Genomic DNA, 18,325 nt, shown 5'->3' with positions numbered 1-18,325 from the left:
CCTGCACCTCTCCCGCTTGCGGGAGAGGTCGCGCCGTAGGCGCGGGTGAGGGCTCTCTCCTCTGGGGGAGTACCCCGTTGCGGAAACACCCTCTCCCCAACCCTCTCCCGCAAGCGGGAGAGGGAGCGCACCGCCGTCTCGGCTAATCACGCCTCAACTCATCACGTCCCCACACACAACGTGGCGCGCTGCTTGCGCAGCAGCGCGATCACGGACAGCGCGGTGATTATCCCGGTCTTGGGATTCTCGGACGGGATGTTCTCGATCGACATCGAGAAGCGCGCGGAGTCTGCCTCGACCTCGATGCGATGAACATTGCGCGGCACCGTGGGGTCGGCCCAGACCTGCATCCGGGTGCGATCGGGCCCGATGCCCGCCAGCGACAGCGCAACGGCGACATTGACGTTCGCTGGAAAGCCCTTTGCGGCCTCGCGCGCGCTGCCCTCGAACAGCTTGAGCGGCTCGCGCAGATTGTCGATATCGATGTTGTTTTGAACGATGAATGGCGCGCCCTTCAGCCCGTCGATCGGCTTGCGCGTGACCATCTTCACCGAATGAATGGTGCCGATCGCAGCGGCGTTGACCGCATCGAGCCCGATCAGCGCGCCGGTCGGGACGAGGATGCGGCCGCCATTGGTGCGGCGAGATCGACGAGATCAAAATTATCGAGCAATCCGCCAACGCTGACCACGACCGCGGACTTGCCGCGCGTCACCGCGGGCTCGACGATCGCGCGCAACTGGCTGCTCGGCGCGCATTCGACCACGATGTCGGCGGCGTCGCCGAGCTGGTCGATCGGCAAGACTTTCGGTGGGCGGCGCAGGCCGTTGAGAAAGGCCTGATGCTTGGCAGGATCGCGCACGGCGACGGCCGAGAGCGTCAGCCCCTCGATACCCTGATCGAGCGCGGTCGCGATCTTGCTGCCGATCGAGCCCAGCCCCGCAATGGCTACCCGCAACTCGTTTGGCGCTTTCTGATCAGTCATCGCATCCACCCTCTATCCCGGTTTATGTCATAGCGCCTCACGCCTCCCGCGCATACCTGCGCAGGCGCGTCTCCAGCACCGCCAGCATGGCATCGCGGGCCGGGTCGCGCGAGCCGCGCAACCAGACCGCCGCCAGCGGCAGCCGGCCGACCGGCCCGCTCTGCCTTGGCCTGAGCGGCACGAACCGCACACCCGTCACAGCCATCCGCGTGGTCCAGCGCGGCACGATCGCAGCCCCGAGCTTGGTTGCGACCAGATGAATGATGGTCTGCTTCTCGTCGGCGACCTGCACGATGCGCGGCGTCAATCCGGCCTGCTCGAACAGCTTTATGGTGAGGTCGTGGCTGTGCGGCCGCGAGCGGCGGTCCGGCACCAGCATCGGCTCGTCGGCGATGTCAGCCAGCGTGATCGACTTGCGCGCGGCGAGCGCGTGGCGCTGCGGAAAGGCCACGATCGCGGTCTCCTGAAGCAGCGGCCGGAGCTCCAGCCGCTTGTCCGGCCGGTCGGGCGGGCGGACGAAGGCGAGATCGAGCGCGCCGGTCAGGATCTTTGGCAATAGCCGGACGGTCTTGTCTTCCAGAAGCTGGACCGAGACCTCGGGATACTTTGCGCGGAAATCACGCAGCAGCAGCGGCAGCAGCCCCGCTGCAGCGCTGTCGATGGCGCCGACCCGCAACCGCCGCGCGGCGCCTGCGCGCGAGCGGTTGCGTAAGCTGCTTTCGACGGCCTCGACCCGGGCGAGGATGGCGCGGGCATCGCGCAGCAGGGTCGCGCCATCCTCGGTGAGCGAGACGGCGCGGGTCGTGCGCGCGAACAGCCGTGTTCCCAGATCCTCCTCCAGCAGCCTGATTTGGCGCCCGAGTGCGGAGGGCAGCATCTGGAGATGCTGCGCGGCGCGGCCGAAATGCAGCTGCTCGGCCGCCGCCATGAAGCATCGGAGCTGATGCAATTCCATTCCGGATCCCTCGTCTTGCCGTAAGAGGATTATATCATTTTTTTGTATAAACCAGCGCCAATTGAGTTCGCGTCCCCTCGCCGCCTAGGCTCGCTGCCACAATGAAAACCAGGACTTGAGGGAGGCGAGAGTGGTGAGCGAGATTCAGACGCGCGTGCTGCGCAAGATCAGCTGGCGCATCGTTCCCTTCATTATGCTGCTCTACTTCGTGGCCTTCATCGACCGCGTCAATATCGGTTTCGCCTCGCTGACGATGAACAAGGACATCGGCCTGTCGCCGACCGTCTACGGTTTTGGCGCCGGCATCTTCTTCTGGGGCTATTTCCTGTTCGAAGTGCCCTCCAACATGATCCTGCACAAGGTCGGCGCCCGGATCTGGATCGCACGGGTGATGATCACCTGGGGCCTGGTCTCGGCGGCGATGGCGTTCGTGCAAGGTGCGACCAGCTTCTACATCCTGCGCTTCCTGCTCGGCGTCGCAGAAGCCGGCTTCTTTCCCGGCATCATCCTCTATCTCTCCTACTGGTTTCCGGCACGCCAGCGTGCCGCGGTGACCGCATTGTTCATGGCGGCAGCGCCGCTCTCGACCGTGCTGGGATCGCCGGTCTCCGGCGCGCTGCTGGAGATGGACGGCCTGTTCGGCTTCAAGGGCTGGCAATGGCTGTTCATGCTGGAGGCGCTGCCGGCCGTGCTGCTCGGCTTCGTGGTGCTGGCATTCCTCACCGACCGCCCCGAGAAGGCGAAATGGCTTGCCGAGGACGAGCGCCGCTGGCTGGTCGAGACCATGAACGAGGAGACCACCAGCAAGGCCGCAACCGCGAGCCACAGCATCTGGCGCGGGCTCGCCGATCCGCGCGTGTTGGCGCTGTCGCTGATCTATTTCGGCACCTCGGCCGGCCTCTACACGCTCGGCGTCTGGGCGCCGCAGATCATCAAGCAGTTCGGCCTGTCCTCGCTCCAGGTCGGCTTCCTCAACGCGCTGCCGGCGACGGCTGCCGTCATCGCCATGGTGCTGTGGGCGCGGCATTCGGACCGCACCGGTGAGCGCACCTGGCACGTCGTGTGGGCCTGCCTGATCGCCGCCATGGGCCTCGCCTATGCCGGCCTCGCATCCGGTGTGGTCGCCGTGCTGGTCGCGCTGGCGCTGGTCAATATCGGCATCTCCTCGGCAAAACCGCCGCTCTGGAGCATGCCGACCCTATTCCTCTCCGGCCCCGCGGCCGCGGCCGGCATCGCCACCATCAACTCGATTGGCAATCTCGGCGGCTTCGTCGGTCCCGCCATGATCGGCTGGATCAAGGACCAGACCGGCAGTTTTGTTGGCGGGCTCTATTTCGTCAGCGGCCTGCTCGTTCTCTCGGCGGTCCTGACCCTGCTATTGTCGCGTGCGCAGACCGCGTCCGTCGAACCCGTCACGCAGTCCCACTGATCTCTCAAACGGAGCTTTCTCATGCGCACCCATTCGATCGCAGCCATTCCCGCCGACGGCATCGGACCCGAGGTCATCTCGGCCGGAATCCGCGTGCTGGAGGCGCTGGCAAAGCGCAGCGACGACATCGCCTTCAACGTCAAGACCTTCGACTGGGGCTCGGACTATTACAGGAAGCATGGCCTGATGATGCCGGCCGACGGCCTCGCTGAGCTGAAGAAGTTCGATGCGATCTATTTCGGTGCGGTCGGCGCGCCCGACGTGCCCGACCACATCACACTGTGGGGCCTGCGCCTGCCGATCTGCCAGGGCTTTGACCAATACGCCAATGTACGGCCGACCAAGATCCTGCCGGGCGTCGCCTCGCCGCTGCGCAATGTCGGCGTCGGCGATCTCGACTGGGTGATCGTGCGCGAGAATTCGGAAGGCGAATATGCCGGCATGGGCGGTCGCGCCCACAAGGGCCTGCCCGAAGAGGTCGGCACCGAAGTGGCGGTCTTCACCCGCGTCGGCGTGACGCGGATCATGCGCTACGCGTTCGAGCTCGCGCAGTCGCGCCCGCGCAAATTCCTGACCGTCGTGACCAAGTCGAACGCGCAGCGCCACGGCATGGTGATGTGGGACGAGATCGCAGCCGAAGTCGCGACTGAATTCCCTGATGTCAGCTGGGACAAGATGCTGGTCGATGCCATGACCGTGCGGATGACGCTGCATCCGAAGAGCCTCGACACCATCGTGGCGACCAACCTTCACGCCGACATCCTCTCCGACCTCGCCGGCGCGCTCGCGGGCAGCCTCGGCGTGGCGCCGACCGGCAACATCGATCCGCAGCGCCGCTTCCCCTCGATGTTCGAGCCGATCCATGGCTCGGCCTTCGACATCACCGGCAAGGGCATCGCCAACCCGGTCGCGACGTTCTGGACCGGCGCGCAGATGCTCGAGCATCTCGGTGAGAAGGACGCCGCCGTGCGGTTGATGAAAGCCGTCGAGCAGGTTTGCGCCGCCGGCGTGCTGACGCCGGACGTGGGTGGCAAGGCGACGACGAAGGAAGTGACGGATGCCGTGATCGACGCGATCCACGGCTCGAACGTCTGATACTCTACGTCATGGCCGGGCTTGTCCCGGGCATGACGAGTTGTCGATGAGCTACTTTCGCCTCGCCGCCGGCGGAGGCGCCGGCACTGCCATCGCGGCCGCGGCGTCCGGCGGCGTCAGATGCCGTGGCACGATGATGGACTGGCCCGGGGTGAGCGTTGCGTTTTCCGGCAGCGAGTTGCTCTGTGCGAGCGACCACAGTGGCACGCGGTTGGCTGCGGCGATGCTCTCCAGGGTGTCGCCGCGGCGGACCGGCATGCGCACGCCGCTGTCCCACAATTCGACCAGCGTGTCGCCGGGGACGAGATAGCGCAGCGGCACCGCATCGGCCTCGGTCTGCGTCGCCTGGATCCGCGGCAACTGCGTCACCATGTCGACGATCTGGCGGTGGATGTCGTCCGACTTCTCGATGTTGATGTGCGAGACGCGGTTGTTCTCCTTGAGGTCATAGCTCGCATAATGGCCGCGATAGCCGGGCATCGCCACGACGTTGCCGCCGCCGAGCACGCTGTCGGAGAGGAAGATGTTGATGAAGCGCTCGACATTGAGCGGCACGTCATCGGTCGCATGCGCGGGGTCGATGGTGATGACGAGGCTGATCGGGATGTTCTCCTTGGCCGCCATCTCCGAGATGATGACCGAGCACAGCCCCCCCATCGAATGGCCGATCAGCACAATCGGCGCCGGGCTCTCCTTATAGCTGGCGATGGCGCGGTTGCCGATCAGCCGGCAGATGGTGAATTCATAGACGTTGGCGGAGAAGCCGGCCGTCGTCAGCTTCTCTTCGAGCCGATCCATTCCAGTCGAGAAGATCGGGCCCATGGCGCCGCGGAACAGGTAGATCTTCGGCGGCGGCAAAGGTTCGGCGGGTGGAGCGGGAGGCGGCGGCGCGACAGACGGGCTCGCAGCCGGCTTCTGCTTGGCGGGCGAGGCATCGGCCGTGCCGGTGCCCAGGGCCAGCAGCGCAACCGCTGCGAGCACGACTAACCGCCTCAAATCAATCATCAGTCCCACCACAGGAGGCGGCCGCCTCCCCCGGGGCTTAGTGAGCATCGATTGGGTGGATTTTGGGGCACGGGGCCGGGCCCGTGAGGTCCGGCGGTCGAGGCCTCATTCTGCATCCTGCGGTCCTGGCGTCAATTGAACGGAACCCATGGCTGAGCTTCGCAGGCCTCGAGGATCACCGAACTCTGGATTCCCTTGTAGACATCGTCGTCGAAAAAGACCGAATAGACGGGGCGTCTGCCATCTGACGGGCCAAGCTGCCTCAGGCAGATGAAATACGATCCCGGTCCGTGGTCGGTATCGCGGACGGCGGTTGTCTCGAGCCCCCCGGTCAGCTTGGCTTCAGCGGCCCCTTTCCTGACGCCCTCCTGCACCGCCTTCGCGCTCGGTGCGCGCGGAGGGTGATAGACCGGAGGCAGATTCGCGCTCGACGCGCATCCCGCGAGCAGCAATGTCAGGCCGGCGGACAAGGCCGGCAGAGACCGGCGGCCGCAGGCGGGCCTCCGACGGGCGCACCGCGCCAACTCATATGGTGCATGCATCGCTTGCCCTCGGCGCCGCGCTCGATGCGCGCCTCAACCTTGGGTCAGGAAGAGATAGAGGCAGCCCGCGACCGTGGGCAGGAATGCGACCAGGGCCGTCATCCAGAACCCGGGCTCGAGCATCGAGTCCAGGTCTTCTGTCTCGCCGGCCACACGCCGATCCGCAATCGTCCCGCTCCAGGCTTCATCAGCCGTGAACAGAGGGACGCTCCTCGCGCTCGCATCGCTGCGCGTTGCCCTCTGCCGGGATGGGCGTGTCGTTCGGGATGTCAGCATGTCATTGACTCTGATCGGCTACAATTTGTCGGGCTCGGATATCGCAAGGGACGCGATCGCATCACTGCGTCAGCACCTGCTCTGAACTCGGCCCCGGCGGCGATGCCGGGGCGGGATTGTCCTTGGCGCCGGAATCCGTCCATGCCGGCGGCAGGCCGAGCCCCTGTCCCGCAAAGCCGGTCAGGCCTGGAAAGCGTCCGAACGCCTCGCACGCGACGTATTTGGGCGCGCCGCCAAGCCGCACTGGAATGGTGTCCATCGGGGGCAATGCGGGGACACCGCCGAAGGGCGACTCTCCGGTCGCAACGAGCTTGGCGAAGTCGGCGCCGAAATCGGCGGCGAGATCGTAGGCATCGCCCTCGTTGGCGACGCGCGCAGAGTTCGAGATGGAGTTGGCGTTGCGCGCCCAGACTATCGCCGCCTTCTGGAAACCGGCGAAGTCCCGCGCCTCCGCTTCGACCGACAGGCTGCCGAGCCCGACCGGAAGCCTCGGCACCGGCACGGGCACGCCAGGAAGGGCAACGGTCTTGGCAATCGAAAGGGCCTTCGACGCGCCGGCGGCGGTCGGGCTGGTCGGCGTGGCATGCGTCACCGTTGCCTGCACCGTGAGGTCGGCGTCGTCATCGGAGGAGACGATGCGGAAGCGCTCGCTCAGGCGGAGACACAGCTCGCGGCTGACGGCGTTCGCAACCAGGCGGCGCTCCTTTTCGGTCAGCTCAACGCCCGTGCGCGCGGGAAAGACGGTCGATGCGATTCGGATTGTTTTCGCCGCCAGCAGATCCTTCTTGTTCACACGGATCTGCGATCGCGTCACCAGTCCGTTCGCATCCGACATCCGGTCGTAGCTCCGCAGCGAGCCGGCCCGTTCGAGCGGCGGTGTCGCGCAGCCACCAAGAGCCAGTGCAACAATCATCAGGGCCGTCCGTGGAAAGCGCATGGTTACATTCCCGCATCGACGGCTCATTAGAGAGATTTCTCCAACAATCACTCTCACGCCGCCCTCCGTCAACATAAATAGATGGAACTCTCTAATTTTGATTTTCTCGTGGCGAATCGTCGTGCTAACTGGGCGAATGAGAATGGAGATGTCCGGATTTGAGGAAAGTCGACCCCGTCAAGCATGAACAGAAGCGCGCCGAGATCCTCGGCGCGGCGATCCGCTGCTTCATCAGGGACGGCTTCCGAGGCGCCAGCACGACGGATATCTGCACGGAAGCCGGGATCAGTCCCGGCCACCTCTATCACTACTTTCCGAGCAAGGTGGCGATCATCGAGGCGATGATCGATTTGGGTCTCGCACGCTCGGCGGAGCGGTTTGAAAAGATTCTCGCCGCCCCCGACGTGATCGAGGCGCTGCTCGTCGATATCGAGGAAACCAGCCTGCGGTTTCGTCCGGCCCAGGTCCTCAACCTGGATGGCCTCGCGGAGGCCGCCCGAAATCCGGAATTCGCCAAAATCATCGAACGGCACACCAAGGCGGTCCGCCGCATGTGGAGCGACTTCCTGCGCCAGGCGCAAGAGCAGGGACGAGTGGATTGCGGACTCGATCCGGATGCGACGGCGAACATCCTGATCGCCCTCATCGACGGATCCCGTGCGCTGCCGATCCGCAATCCCAAACTGGATATCAGGCAGAATGTGGAGCATCTGCGGACGATGCTCGTCCGCTTCCTGAGGCCGGCCGACGCGCAAGGCGTAGCGGTCAAGCCGCGCAATCAGAAGGCCGGCCGCTCCCTGAAACTGGTCGGGAAGCGATAAGACGCCCGCTTTCTCGTCAAACCCGGCCGCCATGTCCGCGACCCGGGCCCAGGTTGTCGCACGAAACGAGGGACGATCTTCTATCCGCGCAAGCCATGGCGCGAGATTGGCGCCGTCTGCGGTCAGTTCTCCCCACTCCGGGGCTGTCCCAAAAGCTTCGGCCGCACGATGCGCTGGAAGGTGATGATGTTGCCGCAGCCCTGGAAGAGATACCAGTCGACGATTTTCATCACCTGATCCATGCGCGCCGCGGCCTTGGGATCGGCCGGGTTGCGGCAGCGCGCGGTCGAGATAGCGCCACACGGTGATGTGAACCGCCCCACTCCAACCGACGAGAGAAACGGGTTGATTTAAGAGCATATACACCTATTTTGGTTCTTATAGGAGCATATGCTCTAATATGAACAAAGGAGTGGCGTCATGAGCGAAGCAACCATTCTCGTCAGCGGTGCGACCGGACGAACCGGGGGCGCCGCCGTCGACGAACTCCTCAAGATGGGCAAGACGGTACGCGCCTATGTGCGCACGGACGGCGAGCGGGCGGCTAAGCTGAGGCAGCGTGGCGTCGACATCGCCATCGGCGATTTCACCGATATCGACGCCATTCGCGCGGCCATGGAAGGTATCCAATCGGCCTACTTCCTTCATCCGATCGCGCCGGGAATCATCGGCGCCGCCGCCTATTTCGCTCAAGCGGCGAAGGAGGCCGGCGTCACCGCGATCGTCAACATGTCGCAGATTTCGGCACGCCGGGAATCGGCAAGTCATGCCGCACAGGACCACTGGGTTTCGGAGCGGGTGTTCGACTGGTCAGGTGTCTCGACGACGCATCTGCGCCCCACCTTCTTTGCTGATTGGCTTGTCTACCCGCATTTCGGCAAGGAGATATGGGCCAGGAAAAAGATCGAATTTCCGTTCGAGAACGGACGCCACGCGCCGATCGCCAGCGACGATCAAGGCCGTGTCATCGCCCACCTCCTGGCCAAGCCGCAAGGCCACGAGGGCAAGATCTATCCGCTGCACGGCCCCGTGGAGTTGAACCACACCGAGATCGCAGCTGCGATGAGCGAGGTGCTCGGCGCCAGGATCGAATACGCGCCGACATCGATCGAGGTATTCAAGGACAAGATGGAGAAGCTCTACAAGTTTCCTCCATTCCTGGTGCAGCACCTGGTCGAAGTCGCCCAGAATTATCGCGAGGGCATTTTCTCGGGCACCAACGATGCCGTCGAGAAGATCACGGGAGCACCGCCCCTCTCCGTTCAGCAATTCATCGCGCGGAATCGCGCCGTGTTCGCCTGAACATGACCAAAGCCGACACGGGGTTTAAAAATGAACCCGGCATCGTCCCGGTGAAAATCGCCGTCACGGATCCGGCAACGATCACCGCTGCCGCCGGATTCGCTGCCGATACGACGCTGCTGGTCAACAACGCCGGCATCGCCGCTCTGATAGACGGACTGCTGTCCGCCGACATCGCGGCACAATCGGCCCGCATGTTCGATACCAACTATTATGGCGTCGTGCGCGTCACCCAAGCCTTCGAACCAATCTTGTCCAAGAAGCCGAGCGCCGCGATCATTAACGTGCTGTCCGACATCGTCTGGCTGCCGCGGCCGATTCTGGCGCCCTATGCGGCGTCAAAGGCGGCAGCATGGAGCTATACCAACCAGCTTCGCTTTCATCTGCGCAACCGTGGCGACCAGGTCCTCGGCCTGCATGTCGGTTTCGTGGACACCGACCTGACCAACGGCATTGACGTGCCGAAAGCGAGCCCCGAGGACGTCGTGCGCCAGACCTATGACGCCCTCGCCGCCGGCAAGAGCGAGGTGATGGCCGACAAGGGAACGGTGGTGTTGAAGAGTACGCTTGCGGCTGATGAGCCCGGCTATATCACCCCACCGTCCGGGTTTTGAGAATATCGTTGCGCCCGCGCCAGGCCTATATTCGCGGCGCGGGCCCACGACGAAAATGAAAGGACACGGAGATGTTGCCGGTGAGCAGGCCTCTCGGAATCGATCAATGCAACTGCTCCGCCATGAGGAAGGCAAACCGGCAGATCTCGCGCTTCTACGATGGTCATCTCGAACAGGTGGGCCTGCGCATCACGCAATTCCTGACCTTGTCGGCCCTGAACGAGCTGGGAAGCGCCGCGGTCAATGCTCTCGCCGAGCGGCTCGACATCGAACGTACCGCGATGGGCAAGATGGTTGGCTTCCTGGAACTTGACGGCCTGGTCCGCATCCGGCCCTCGCCCACCGACGGCCGAATCCGCCTGATCGAACTGACTGATGCGGGGCGACGTCTTCACGAAAAGGCCGCCCCGCTTTGGCAGCATGCCCAGCGCGAATTCGAGCAGCTGAACGGCGCGAAAAATGTCGCCGTGCTGCGGGGCGCCCTGCGGGACATGGTCGCCGGCGACATGAAGCCGGACAAATCCAAGGACTGAGCGTCGCCATCCGATCATGGTTGACGTCGAAGACGGTCAGGGCAAGATCAGCAATTGTGCTGGACTCCTTTTTGTTCGGTCCAGTCTCGCCCCCTGGCCTTGGTCACTGCCTGCTCTTGAGCCGGCTGCGATGTGCGGCCTGTTTGGCGCGGTTGCCGCAGACCGCCATGATGCACCATCGGCGCGCCCGCCTGCGGGTGTGATCTGCGAACAGCATCGTGCAGTTATGACCCTCGCACGCCTTCACGTCGGCGAAATCCTCCTCGCAGACAAACTTCGCCATCGCCTCGCCAACTGGTAGCAGCAGGGATTCCGGCGACCGCCAGCGTCGCGTCCTGTGCAACGACAGAGCGCCGCCATTGTCATGTCCGGGTTCGATACGACTGAATGCCTCGTCATGCGCCAACAGGCTGTTCAACGGACCGAGCTCCTTCAGCGCTGCCTCCGTGAGCGGCCGGCCCGCATGCCGGCGCACGAAGCCCCTGAACCATTCGCGCAACGCGCGCGCCTGGTCCGCGACCTTGTCCAACTCGCCCGGCGTCGCGCGGGCCTTCAGCGCGTTCAGTTCGTCTGACGGAACGAGCTTCGCCTGGGTGAGCCAGTCGATCAGGCCATTGCCGCTGTCGAGCCAGTCGACGGGCGCATCCGCCGGCGTCGCGACCGAGTTGAGAAAATCGAGGCCGAGCGAGTCGGCGATGAACGTGGCGGGCGGTTTGCCCATGGATGGTCCCTAACGGATCCGAGGGGAACACGGTCTAAGTAACCATTTGAACGGCTATTGACAAGTTATTATCCTCCATCATAACCTTATCGTTGGCATTTAACAGGTTACAATCGAATGGAGACGTCATGACCCCAACCACCTACCGCACTGCCGATGTCGATGGCCTCAAGGTCTTCTACCGAGAGGCCGGCCGCGCCGGCGCGCCGAAGCTTTTGCTGCTGCATGGCTTCCCGAGTGCGGGCCATATGTTCCGCGATTTGATCCCGCTGCTGGCGGACAAGTTTCACATCGTGGCGCCCGACCTCCCCGGCTTCGGTCAGTCCGACATGCCTTCGCGCGAAGCATTTCGCTACACCTTCGACAACATCGCGCGCGTGATTGAGCTCTTCACCGAAGTGATCGGCTTCGACCGTTTCGCCGTCTACGTCTTCGACTACGGCGCGCCGACCGGCTTCCGGCTCGCGCTGAGCCACCCCGAACGCATCACCGCCTTCATCTCGCAGAACGGCAACGCCTATGAGGAAGGGCTGAGCGAGGACTGGGCTCCAGTGAGGGCCTATTGGGAAGATCCGTCACCGGCCAATCGCGAAGCGTTGCGAGCCATGCAGACGCCGGAGGCGACGCGCTGGCAATACACGCACGGCGTTCCTGATACGACGCTGGTGTCTCCGGACGGCCAGAACCTCGACAACTACTACCTGGCGCGCCCAGGCTCCGACGAGGTGCAGCTCGATCTGATCGGCGACTACAAGAGCAACGTGGCTCTTTATCCTGCCTTCCAGGAGTATTTCCGCAAGCACAAGCCACCTCTCCTCGCGGTCTGGGGCAAGAACGATCCGTTCTTCATCCCGCCCGGCGCAGAGGCGTACAAGCGCGACAATCCGAACGCCGTGGTGAAATTCCTCGACACCGGACATTTCGCGCTGGAAACGCATGCAAGGGAGATCGGGAATGCCGTCCGCGCCTTCCTCGCATAGCGAGACCGGGCCGATACGGCGTTACGGCAGCGCGGACAAGACAATGCCGCCATCGACAATCAAGTCGACGGCGGCATGATGACGTCAGCCGTTACAGGCGAAAGTCTTTAGTTCCTCGCCGGTGCCACAGCCGCCGCCGAGTGCGCAGCCCGCGGCGCGCGGGGTTCGGCGACCGGTCCAGCCGGACCGCGCGAGCGGGCGATGGCGGCGTCGATCTCGGCGATGACGCGGCGCTGGATCGCCTCGTTCTTGTCGATGGTGATGTGGCCGACGCCGCTGCCGCGCACGTCGACATTGTCGAGCTTGCCGCGCAGGCCGTTCGCGGCCCGCACCGGCTCACCCGGACCGTCGCCGATATAGATGTTGATGTAGCGTTCAGCGCCGGTCGACAGCCTGGTCTTGAACACGGAGTCGAGCCCGATCGCGAGCTTCACGGGCACGCCGAGCTGATTGAGCTTGGCGATCATATCGGGCAGCGCGGTCGCCCCCGAGGAATGCCCGACCAGCACGATGGTCTTGACCCGGCCGGCCTTGTAGTTCGCTGCAGCCTCATCGGCGAGCGAGGACCAGGACACGAAGTTCGCGACGGTTACCGGGATGCCCTGCGCCTCAAGGCGGGCGCCGATCGTGTCGAGCCCGAGCGAGAAGATGTTGAGCACGCCGCGGAGCAGATAGACATGCGTCGTCGCCGCGGCCTGGCTCGGCGCCGCCTTGGCTGTGGTCGGGCTCATGGCAGCAGCTGACAGCAGAAGCAGGCAGATTGCCCACATGCGGAGAGGGGACAACTGGCTGGCGCCGGCGGTGTGACGGCCGTTCGGTCTCATCGATCTTTTCCCTGAGGACATACGCTTCGCGATTGGCCGGAATCGTAGCCATGGCCTGCTCGCAGACGCAACAAAGAGCCGCGTGAACGGTGATCTTAGCCGCAAGTCGTGACCATCGCGCAACACTTGCCCGAAACCGGCCACTTAAGGGCCTGTTTTGAGACCATTTTTCTCCAGGCAATTGCGACCGGGAAAGGCCATTCCTATTTCAGGGCTCCGCCACTCTCCACCCGCCAGGGTGTGGGTTCCGGCACATCCCTCCCCACCCCCACCGGCCCTCATGTCCTCCATCATTTCCGTCGCCAATCTGTCGAAGACCTATGGGTCCGGCTTCAAGGCGCTCAAGAACATCAATCTCGACATCAAGCGCGGCGAGATCTTTGCGCTGCTTGGCCCCAACGGCGCCGGCAAGACCACGCTGATCTCCATCATCTGCGGCATCGCCAACCCCAGCGAGGGTAAGGTCCTCGTCAGCGGCGAGAACATCCAGACCTCCTACCGCAAGGCGCGCTCGCTGATCGGCCTCGTGCCACAGGAATTGCACACCGACGCCTTCGAGAGCGTGTGGGCGACCGTGAGCTTTTCCCGCGGCCTGTTCGGCAAGCCGAAGAACCCGGCGCTGGTCGAGAAGATTCTCAAGGATCTGTCGCTCTGGGACAAGAAGGACAACAAGATCATCACGCTCTCGGGGGGCATGAAGCGCCGCGTGATGATTGCGAAAGCGCTGTCGCACGAGCCGCAGATCCTGTTCCTGGACGAGCCGACCGCCGGTGTCGACGTCGAGCTGCGCAAGGGCATGTGGGAAGTGGTGCGCACGCTCCAGCAATCCGGCGTCACCATCATCCTCACCACGCATTACATCGAGGAAGCCGAGGAGATGGCCGACCGCATCGGCGTCATCAACAAGGGCGAGATCGTGCTGGTCGAGGACAAAGCGACCTTGATGCAGAAGCTCGGCAAGAAGCGGCTGACGCTGCATTTGCAGGGCAAGGTGACTGCGCTGCCGGAGAGCCTCAGCCATTACGAGCTCGACCTCTGCGACGACGGCGCGACGCTCGTCTACGACTACGACACCAAGGGCGAGCACACCGGCATCACCAGCCTGCTCAGCGACGTCCGCACCGCCGGCATCCGCTTCAACGATCTCGACACGACCCAATCGTCGCTCGAGGACATCTTCGTCGACCTCGTGAGGACGTCATGAATCACCGCGCCATCCGCGCCATCTATCTGTTCGAAATGGCGCGCACCTGGCGCACGCTGCTGCAAAGCATCGTCTCGCCTGTCGTCTCGACCTCGCTCTATTTCGTGGTGTTTGGCGCCGCGATCGGCTCGCGCATCAGCCAGGTCGAGGGCGTCAGCTACGGCACCTTCATCGTGCCGGGCCTGATCATGCTCTCGGTGCTGACGCAGAGCATCGCCAACGCGTCATTTGGCATCTACTTCCCGAAATTCACCGGCACGATCTACGAGATCCTGTCGGCGCCGATCTCCTATTTCGAGATCGTGCTCGGCTATGTCGGCGCGGCCGCGACCAAGTCGATCATCCTCGGCCTGATCATTCTCGCCACCGCCGGCCTGTTCGTGCCGCTGCACATCCATCATCCGGTCTGGATGCTGGCCTTCCTGGTGCTGACGGCAGTGACGTTCAGCCTGTTCGGCTTCATCATCGGCATCTGGGCCGATGGGTTCGAAAAGCTGCAGATGATCCCGATGCTGGTGGTGACGCCGCTGACCTTCCTCGGCGGCAGCTTCTATTCCATCGACATGCTGCCGCCCACCTGGCGCACCGTGGCGCTGCTCAACCCGGTCGTCTATCTGATCTCGGGCTTCCGCTGGAGCTTCTACGAGATCGCGGACGTCAGCGTGTCCGTCAGCATCAGCATGACGGTGGCGTTCCTGGCGATCTGCCTGGTCGCGATCTGGTGGATTTTTCGGACCGGCTATCGGCTGAAGAACTGACCCTGACTGTCATTCCGGGGCGCGCATAGCGCGAGCCCCGAATCCATTCATCCGCCAACGCTGTTGCTCAATGGATTCCGGGCTCGCCCTTCGGCCGCCCCGGAATGACGATCACCTGTAGCAGCGGAAGTGATGATAGCCGTCGTAGTAGCCACGGCAATGGCGGCGGCCGTGATAGGGAATGCCCAGGATGCCGTCCACGGCACCTACCGCGCCGCCGACGCCGGCACCGACGACGCCTCCGACCGCGCCGCCGACGGGCCCGGCAATCCGGTTGCCTTCATAGGAGCCCTCCTGGGCGCCGCGCACGATGCCCTGGGCGTGGCCGGGGTGCGGCAGCGACAACAGCGCGAGGAGGACAGCTGCGCCTGCAAACAGCAGGCGAACGGACAAGCCGGCCGGCAAGGCTGCGGCGGCGATACGGGCTTTGTTCATCTTCGGTCCCAAGGGAAGTTGAAAAGGAAATTTGACGGGGTGGATGGCAGCGAAAATCGCCTGTCTGATAGGACACGATCAACGCCTGAAGCGGCCAAATGGTTGCGCCTTTGTGACGAATTGTCGTCGTTGTGAGCGCAGCTCCCGCTCGCGAAAATGTCAGCATCGCCAGAGCCGGCGCGGCACAAAGCGGCCTTGCTTACGCCCGGCATCACGTTAACGATGGGTCGGCAGGCCGCTGGAACGAAAGCCGGATTGCAGGCATAGTGCACGCCGGGGGACGGAGAGCCGCGGCGCCTAGCGTGAACAGGCCGGAGGCCAGACGTCAGATGCGTTCATTTTTTATCGCTTTCACTTCCCTGATGCTTTTGAGCGCGGGCGCCGCGCAGGCCAAGGTCGACATTACCATCGACAAGGACAATCAGCAGATGACTGTCGTGGTCGACGGCGTGACGCGCTACCACTGGCCGGTGTCGACCGGCATCCCCTCGCGTGAGACGCCGGGCGGCTCGTTCCGCGCCTTCCGCATGGAAGAGGATCACTATTCCAAGGAATTCGACGACGCGCCGATGCCGCACTCGATCTTCTTCACCAAGATCGGGCACGCCATCCACGGCACCGACTCGGTCGGACGATTGGGCACGCCCGCCTCGCATGGCTGCGTGCGGCTGTCGCGCCAGAATGCGACGACACTCTATACGCTGGTGCAGGAGCAAGGCGTGCTCAACACCACGGTGACGCTGACCGGCTCGGCGCAAGTGGCGCTGGCCCGCAATCCGCGCGGCCGCACCAACAATGCGGTGGCCCGTGCCCAGCAACCCGCCGAGGAGCAGCAGTACGCGACCACAGGCGATCCCGTGAATTTGACGCCGCCGGCGCAGCCCGCCCGCCGCTACATGCAGCAGGATGACAACTACATCTATCCCGCCGACGGCAGCGATACCGGCGCGCGCTATCCGGCGCCACGCCCGATCACCCGTCCCTATGGCGCGCAGGTCTATCAGCAGCAACCGCAACCGAGCTACGGCTACGACCCGGCGTATGGCCAGCAGGGCTACTACTACCAGCAGCAGCCCCGGCAGTATTATCAGCCGCGCGGCTACTATCAGAACTGAGGCTATTTGAACGCGGCGTCGCCGCGTTCGACGATTTTCCGCACAGCATCGACGAATGCGCGTGCGACCGGCTCGAGGATATCGGGTCCGGTCGCGGTGAGATCGTCTGCAGGGGTGTGGAAGGTTTGATGGCGGCCGGCCATGCCAAGGAAATTGGCGTAACCCGCCGCATGCACGTCGCGCAGCTCGCCGACCGCCTGCTTCTCCGTCACCAGACGTTTTGCCGCGACTGCGACAAAGGCCTCATCGGTCAGCGCGACCGCTGACTTGCTCAGCACGAGATAGCGCTCCTCCTCGGTCCGGTTGCTGCGCGCGCCTTCCGCGAAGGCGTAGCACGCGTTCGACGAGCCGAAGTGAACCCAGGCCAGCGTGTCCTTTGGCGCCGGCGCGCCGTCCTTCAGAAAAAGCTCCATGCCGCCGTGGCCGATCTCGTGGCCGGCGGTCGCGATGAAGACGAAATGCGCCGGCCATTTTTCCGCGGCCGCCATGCGCGCCAAAGCGAGGAAGTTGGCGATGCCCGGACCGCGCTCGCAGACGCAGCTATACCAGCCGGTCATCGGCGTGGAGACAACGATGGTCGGCCCGCGGCCGATGCCGGTCTCGGCGATGACATTGCGGCCCGACACGTTGCGATCGTAATGCCCGGCAACATCGAACGTCACCGGTGCGCCTGACGCGAGCGCACGCTCGAACGTCGCCCGCACCTTGGCGCCGACCACCATCACCGGTACCGGCCAGGGTGCGTCCTCCTGCGTGACGTTGTAGGCAAAGCGGTCGTCGGCGGGATTGCCGATCATCAGCAGGATGGCGGCGGGCTTCTTGGCCGCGGCCTCAGCGATCGCCCCGCGATGCGCGGGACCGAGATAGGCGCCGCGATCGAACGGCAGATCGACCCAGAGAATTTTCCCGGCAACATCGCCCTCGCGCGCGAGCGGCGCGGAGAGACGGAAACTCGCCTTGTCCTCCGGCGGCCACCAGAATGGCGTCGCCTCGACTGCCGCGCCGGCCGCTTCCGCACGCGCGCGCTCCACGACATATTGCCGGCCGAGCATGACGGGCTGGAATCTTATCGCGAAGCCCGCAGCCGATAGCTCACTTGCGATCCAGTCGGCCGTTGCGCGATCGCCGGGCGAGCCGAAGCGGTGCAGGCCGAAGGAGGCGTAGCGCGCCACATCGGCATAAAGGCTCGCGCCCGACAACACGCCCTGGCTGCCGCCTGTCCAACCATCAGAGCTGCCATCGTTGCAATGAGGATGAGCCGCATGTGAAGCGCTCCCGGTCTTTTTTTGCAGACCAGTTTCGCCCCTTCGCGGCCGCCGTCAACCGCCCTCGCCGACCAGCACGAATCAGTAATCGGCGGCCTTGCCCGAGGCTGCCCCCTTCTAGACCGGAGGAAATCGCGCCATCTGGGGATGAATTGAGCATCCGGCGACGCAGGAAAGCAACAGTCCCCAACCTTCAACGCTGCGGCGCTTGGGCCAAATTGACAACCTTGAGGTCGCCCGTATTGTCATTCCGATTGTTTCTGGGAAATGACATGACACGCGAGCAGATTTCGGATTTCTGCGTTACGGCGCTAGCCAATATCCTGAGAATCTCGAAGGACCGCGTCGACACCGGCGCAAAATTCAGCCGCCTCGGCCTCGATTCGGCGATGCTCGTCTATCTCATGATGGAGCTCGAAGAGAAGCTCGACCTCGAACTGTCGACCGACGACTTCTACGACCACCCAACGGTTGAGGCGCTGTCGCGATTTCTCGCCGACAAGCGCGCGCTCCGCCCCGCCGCCTGAGC

Annotated in this window: 19 protein-coding genes and 2 pseudogenes; 12 read left to right on the top strand and 9 right to left on the bottom strand. The window is 64.1% G+C overall.

All coding sequences use genetic code 11. The annotated features are described in order from the left end of the window. Positions 1-161 precede the first annotated feature (161 nt). Positions 162-985, bottom strand: a pseudogene (locus YUA_RS43435) (aspartate dehydrogenase). A 37-nt stretch (positions 986-1,022) separates the two neighbouring features. After that, on the bottom strand, positions 1,023-1,940 hold the full coding sequence (locus tag YUA_RS0104070; RefSeq protein WP_027529519.1) for a LysR family transcriptional regulator: 918 nt from the start codon (positions 1,938-1,940) through the stop codon (positions 1,023-1,025). A 130-nt stretch (positions 1,941-2,070) separates the two neighbouring features. Here YUA_RS0104070 and YUA_RS0104065 point away from each other — a divergent pair, with 130 nt between their 5' ends. Continuing rightward, positions 2,071-3,369 carry an MFS transporter gene (locus YUA_RS0104065; RefSeq protein WP_027529518.1) on the top strand — a complete coding sequence of 433 codons (1,299 nt, stop codon included), beginning with the start codon at positions 2,071-2,073 and terminating at the stop codon, positions 3,367-3,369. A gap of 21 nt (positions 3,370-3,390) precedes the next feature. Then, positions 3,391-4,464 carry a tartrate dehydrogenase gene (locus tag YUA_RS0104060; RefSeq protein ID WP_027529517.1) on the top strand — a complete coding sequence of 358 codons (1,074 nt, stop codon included), beginning with the start codon at positions 3,391-3,393 and terminating at the stop codon, positions 4,462-4,464. 51 nt (positions 4,465-4,515) lie between these two features. On the opposite strand, the gene YUA_RS0104055 is transcribed toward YUA_RS0104060, so the two are convergent. From YUA_RS0104055 to YUA_RS0104040, 3 genes are all read right to left on the bottom strand, one after another. Further along, positions 4,516-5,469 carry a LysM domain-containing protein gene (locus YUA_RS0104055; RefSeq protein WP_027529516.1) on the bottom strand — a complete coding sequence of 318 codons (954 nt, stop codon included), beginning with the start codon at positions 5,467-5,469 and terminating at the stop codon, positions 4,516-4,518. Between the two features lie 131 nt (positions 5,470-5,600). Beyond that, complete coding sequence (locus YUA_RS0104050) at positions 5,601-5,939, bottom strand: hypothetical protein (protein WP_245285098.1); 339 nt, start codon at positions 5,937-5,939, stop codon at positions 5,601-5,603. Between the two features lie 409 nt (positions 5,940-6,348). Next, complete coding sequence (locus YUA_RS0104040; RefSeq protein ID WP_035970487.1) at positions 6,349-7,200, bottom strand: DUF3313 domain-containing protein; 852 nt, start codon at positions 7,198-7,200, stop codon at positions 6,349-6,351. Positions 7,201-7,382: 182 nt separating this feature from the next. Between YUA_RS0104040 and YUA_RS52500 the strand changes: the two are divergent. The 5 genes and pseudogenes from YUA_RS52500 to YUA_RS0104015 form a co-directional block, all read left to right on the top strand. After that, a pseudogene (locus YUA_RS52500) lies at positions 7,383-7,508 on the top strand (TetR/AcrR family transcriptional regulator); the annotation flags it as partial. Between the two features lie 39 nt (positions 7,509-7,547). After that, positions 7,548-8,045: a TetR/AcrR family transcriptional regulator gene (locus tag YUA_RS0104035; protein WP_371259869.1), complete on the top strand. Its 498-nt coding sequence runs from the start codon at positions 7,548-7,550 to the stop codon at positions 8,043-8,045. A 420-nt stretch (positions 8,046-8,465) separates the two neighbouring features. Beyond that, the gene (locus tag YUA_RS0104025) at positions 8,466-9,347 is read left to right on the top strand and encodes an NmrA family NAD(P)-binding protein (protein ID WP_027529511.1); all 882 of its coding nucleotides are present in this window, start codon (positions 8,466-8,468) and stop codon (positions 9,345-9,347) included. A 2-nt stretch (positions 9,348-9,349) separates the two neighbouring features. Beyond that, positions 9,350-9,961, top strand: a complete 612-nt coding sequence (locus YUA_RS43430; RefSeq protein WP_084292068.1) for an SDR family NAD(P)-dependent oxidoreductase — start codon at positions 9,350-9,352, stop codon at positions 9,959-9,961. A gap of 71 nt (positions 9,962-10,032) precedes the next feature. Next, positions 10,033-10,494: a MarR family winged helix-turn-helix transcriptional regulator gene (locus tag YUA_RS0104015; RefSeq protein ID WP_027529510.1), complete on the top strand. Its 462-nt coding sequence runs from the start codon at positions 10,033-10,035 to the stop codon at positions 10,492-10,494. Positions 10,495-10,597: 103 nt separating this feature from the next. Here the strand turns inward: YUA_RS0104015 and YUA_RS0104010 are convergent, their stop codons facing one another. Beyond that, a complete protein-coding gene (locus YUA_RS0104010) occupies positions 10,598-11,215 on the bottom strand; it encodes an ABATE domain-containing protein (protein WP_027529509.1) in 618 nt (205 codons plus the stop codon). Positions 11,216-11,343: 128 nt separating this feature from the next. Here YUA_RS0104010 and YUA_RS0104005 point away from each other — a divergent pair, with 128 nt between their 5' ends. Continuing rightward, on the top strand, positions 11,344-12,195 hold the full coding sequence (locus YUA_RS0104005; RefSeq protein WP_027529508.1) for an alpha/beta fold hydrolase: 852 nt from the start codon (positions 11,344-11,346) through the stop codon (positions 12,193-12,195). A 107-nt stretch (positions 12,196-12,302) separates the two neighbouring features. Here YUA_RS0104005 and YUA_RS0104000 read toward each other — a convergent pair whose 3' ends face one another. Continuing rightward, the gene (locus YUA_RS0104000; protein WP_027529507.1) at positions 12,303-13,019 is read right to left on the bottom strand and encodes a hypothetical protein; all 717 of its coding nucleotides are present in this window, start codon (positions 13,017-13,019) and stop codon (positions 12,303-12,305) included. A 280-nt stretch (positions 13,020-13,299) separates the two neighbouring features. Between YUA_RS0104000 and YUA_RS0103995 the strand changes: the two genes are divergently transcribed. Then, positions 13,300-14,223: an ABC transporter ATP-binding protein gene (locus tag YUA_RS0103995; RefSeq protein WP_027529506.1), complete on the top strand. Its 924-nt coding sequence runs from the start codon at positions 13,300-13,302 to the stop codon at positions 14,221-14,223. Then, the gene (locus YUA_RS0103990) at positions 14,220-14,981 is read left to right on the top strand and encodes an ABC transporter permease (protein ID WP_027529505.1); all 762 of its coding nucleotides are present in this window, start codon (positions 14,220-14,222) and stop codon (positions 14,979-14,981) included. The genes YUA_RS0103995 and YUA_RS0103990 overlap by 4 nt, the downstream gene beginning before the upstream one ends. A 111-nt stretch (positions 14,982-15,092) precedes the next feature. On the opposite strand, the gene YUA_RS0103985 is transcribed toward YUA_RS0103990, so the two are convergent. Then, positions 15,093-15,416 carry a hypothetical protein gene (locus YUA_RS0103985; protein ID WP_027529504.1) on the bottom strand — a complete coding sequence of 108 codons (324 nt, stop codon included), beginning with the start codon at positions 15,414-15,416 and terminating at the stop codon, positions 15,093-15,095. A gap of 329 nt (positions 15,417-15,745) precedes the next feature. Here YUA_RS0103985 and YUA_RS0103980 point away from each other — a divergent pair, with 329 nt between their 5' ends. Next, positions 15,746-16,531 (top strand): L,D-transpeptidase, encoded by a 786-nt coding sequence (locus tag YUA_RS0103980; RefSeq protein ID WP_027529503.1) that lies wholly within the window; start codon positions 15,746-15,748, stop codon positions 16,529-16,531. Positions 16,532-16,533: 2 nt separating this feature from the next. Here YUA_RS0103980 and YUA_RS43425 read toward each other — a convergent pair whose 3' ends face one another. Next, a complete protein-coding gene (locus tag YUA_RS43425; protein WP_245285097.1) occupies positions 16,534-17,733 on the bottom strand; it encodes a hypothetical protein in 1,200 nt (399 codons plus the stop codon). 335 nt (positions 17,734-18,068) lie between these two features. Between YUA_RS43425 and YUA_RS0103970 the strand changes: the two genes are divergently transcribed. Beyond that, positions 18,069-18,323, top strand: a complete 255-nt coding sequence (locus YUA_RS0103970; protein ID WP_027529502.1) for an acyl carrier protein — start codon at positions 18,069-18,071, stop codon at positions 18,321-18,323. The last annotated feature ends 2 nt before the right edge of the window (positions 18,324-18,325 follow it).

The organism is Bradyrhizobium sp. WSM3983, from assembly GCF_000473045.1.
In the GTDB taxonomy this organism is placed as follows: Bacteria; Pseudomonadota; Alphaproteobacteria; order Rhizobiales; family Xanthobacteraceae; genus Bradyrhizobium.
The sequence above is the reverse complement of the archived record's forward strand: the minus strand, read 5'-3'. Positions and strand labels throughout refer to the sequence as shown.

Coding starts and splice junctions, on each gene's coding strand:
- YUA_RS0104025 (WP_027529511.1), top strand. CDS start 8,466: ATGAGCGAAGCAACCATTCTCGTCAGCGGTGCGACCGGACGAACCGGG.
- YUA_RS0103995 (WP_027529506.1), top strand. CDS start 13,300: ATGTCCTCCATCATTTCCGTCGCCAATCTGTCGAAGACCTATGGGTCC.
- YUA_RS0104015 (WP_027529510.1), top strand. CDS start 10,033: ATGTTGCCGGTGAGCAGGCCTCTCGGAATCGATCAATGCAACTGCTCC.
- YUA_RS0103980 (WP_027529503.1), top strand. CDS start 15,746: ATGCGTTCATTTTTTATCGCTTTCACTTCCCTGATGCTTTTGAGCGCG.
- YUA_RS0103990 (WP_027529505.1), top strand. CDS start 14,220: ATGAATCACCGCGCCATCCGCGCCATCTATCTGTTCGAAATGGCGCGC.
- YUA_RS0104005 (WP_027529508.1), top strand. CDS start 11,344: ATGACCCCAACCACCTACCGCACTGCCGATGTCGATGGCCTCAAGGTC.
- YUA_RS0104070 (WP_027529519.1), bottom strand. CDS start 1,940: ATGGAATTGCATCAGCTCCGATGCTTCATGGCGGCGGCCGAGCAGCTG.
- YUA_RS0104000 (WP_027529507.1), bottom strand. CDS start 13,019: ATGAGACCGAACGGCCGTCACACCGCCGGCGCCAGCCAGTTGTCCCCT.
- YUA_RS0103985 (WP_027529504.1), bottom strand. CDS start 15,416: ATGAACAAAGCCCGTATCGCCGCCGCAGCCTTGCCGGCCGGCTTGTCC.
- YUA_RS0104010 (WP_027529509.1), bottom strand. CDS start 11,215: ATGGGCAAACCGCCCGCCACGTTCATCGCCGACTCGCTCGGCCTCGAT.
- YUA_RS0104040 (WP_035970487.1), bottom strand. CDS start 7,200: ATGATTGTTGCACTGGCTCTTGGTGGCTGCGCGACACCGCCGCTCGAA.
- YUA_RS43430 (WP_084292068.1), top strand. CDS start 9,350: ATGACCAAAGCCGACACGGGGTTTAAAAATGAACCCGGCATCGTCCCG.
- YUA_RS0104060 (WP_027529517.1), top strand. CDS start 3,391: ATGCGCACCCATTCGATCGCAGCCATTCCCGCCGACGGCATCGGACCC.
- YUA_RS0104055 (WP_027529516.1), bottom strand. CDS start 5,469: ATGATTGATTTGAGGCGGTTAGTCGTGCTCGCAGCGGTTGCGCTGCTG.
- YUA_RS0103970 (WP_027529502.1), top strand. CDS start 18,069: ATGACACGCGAGCAGATTTCGGATTTCTGCGTTACGGCGCTAGCCAAT.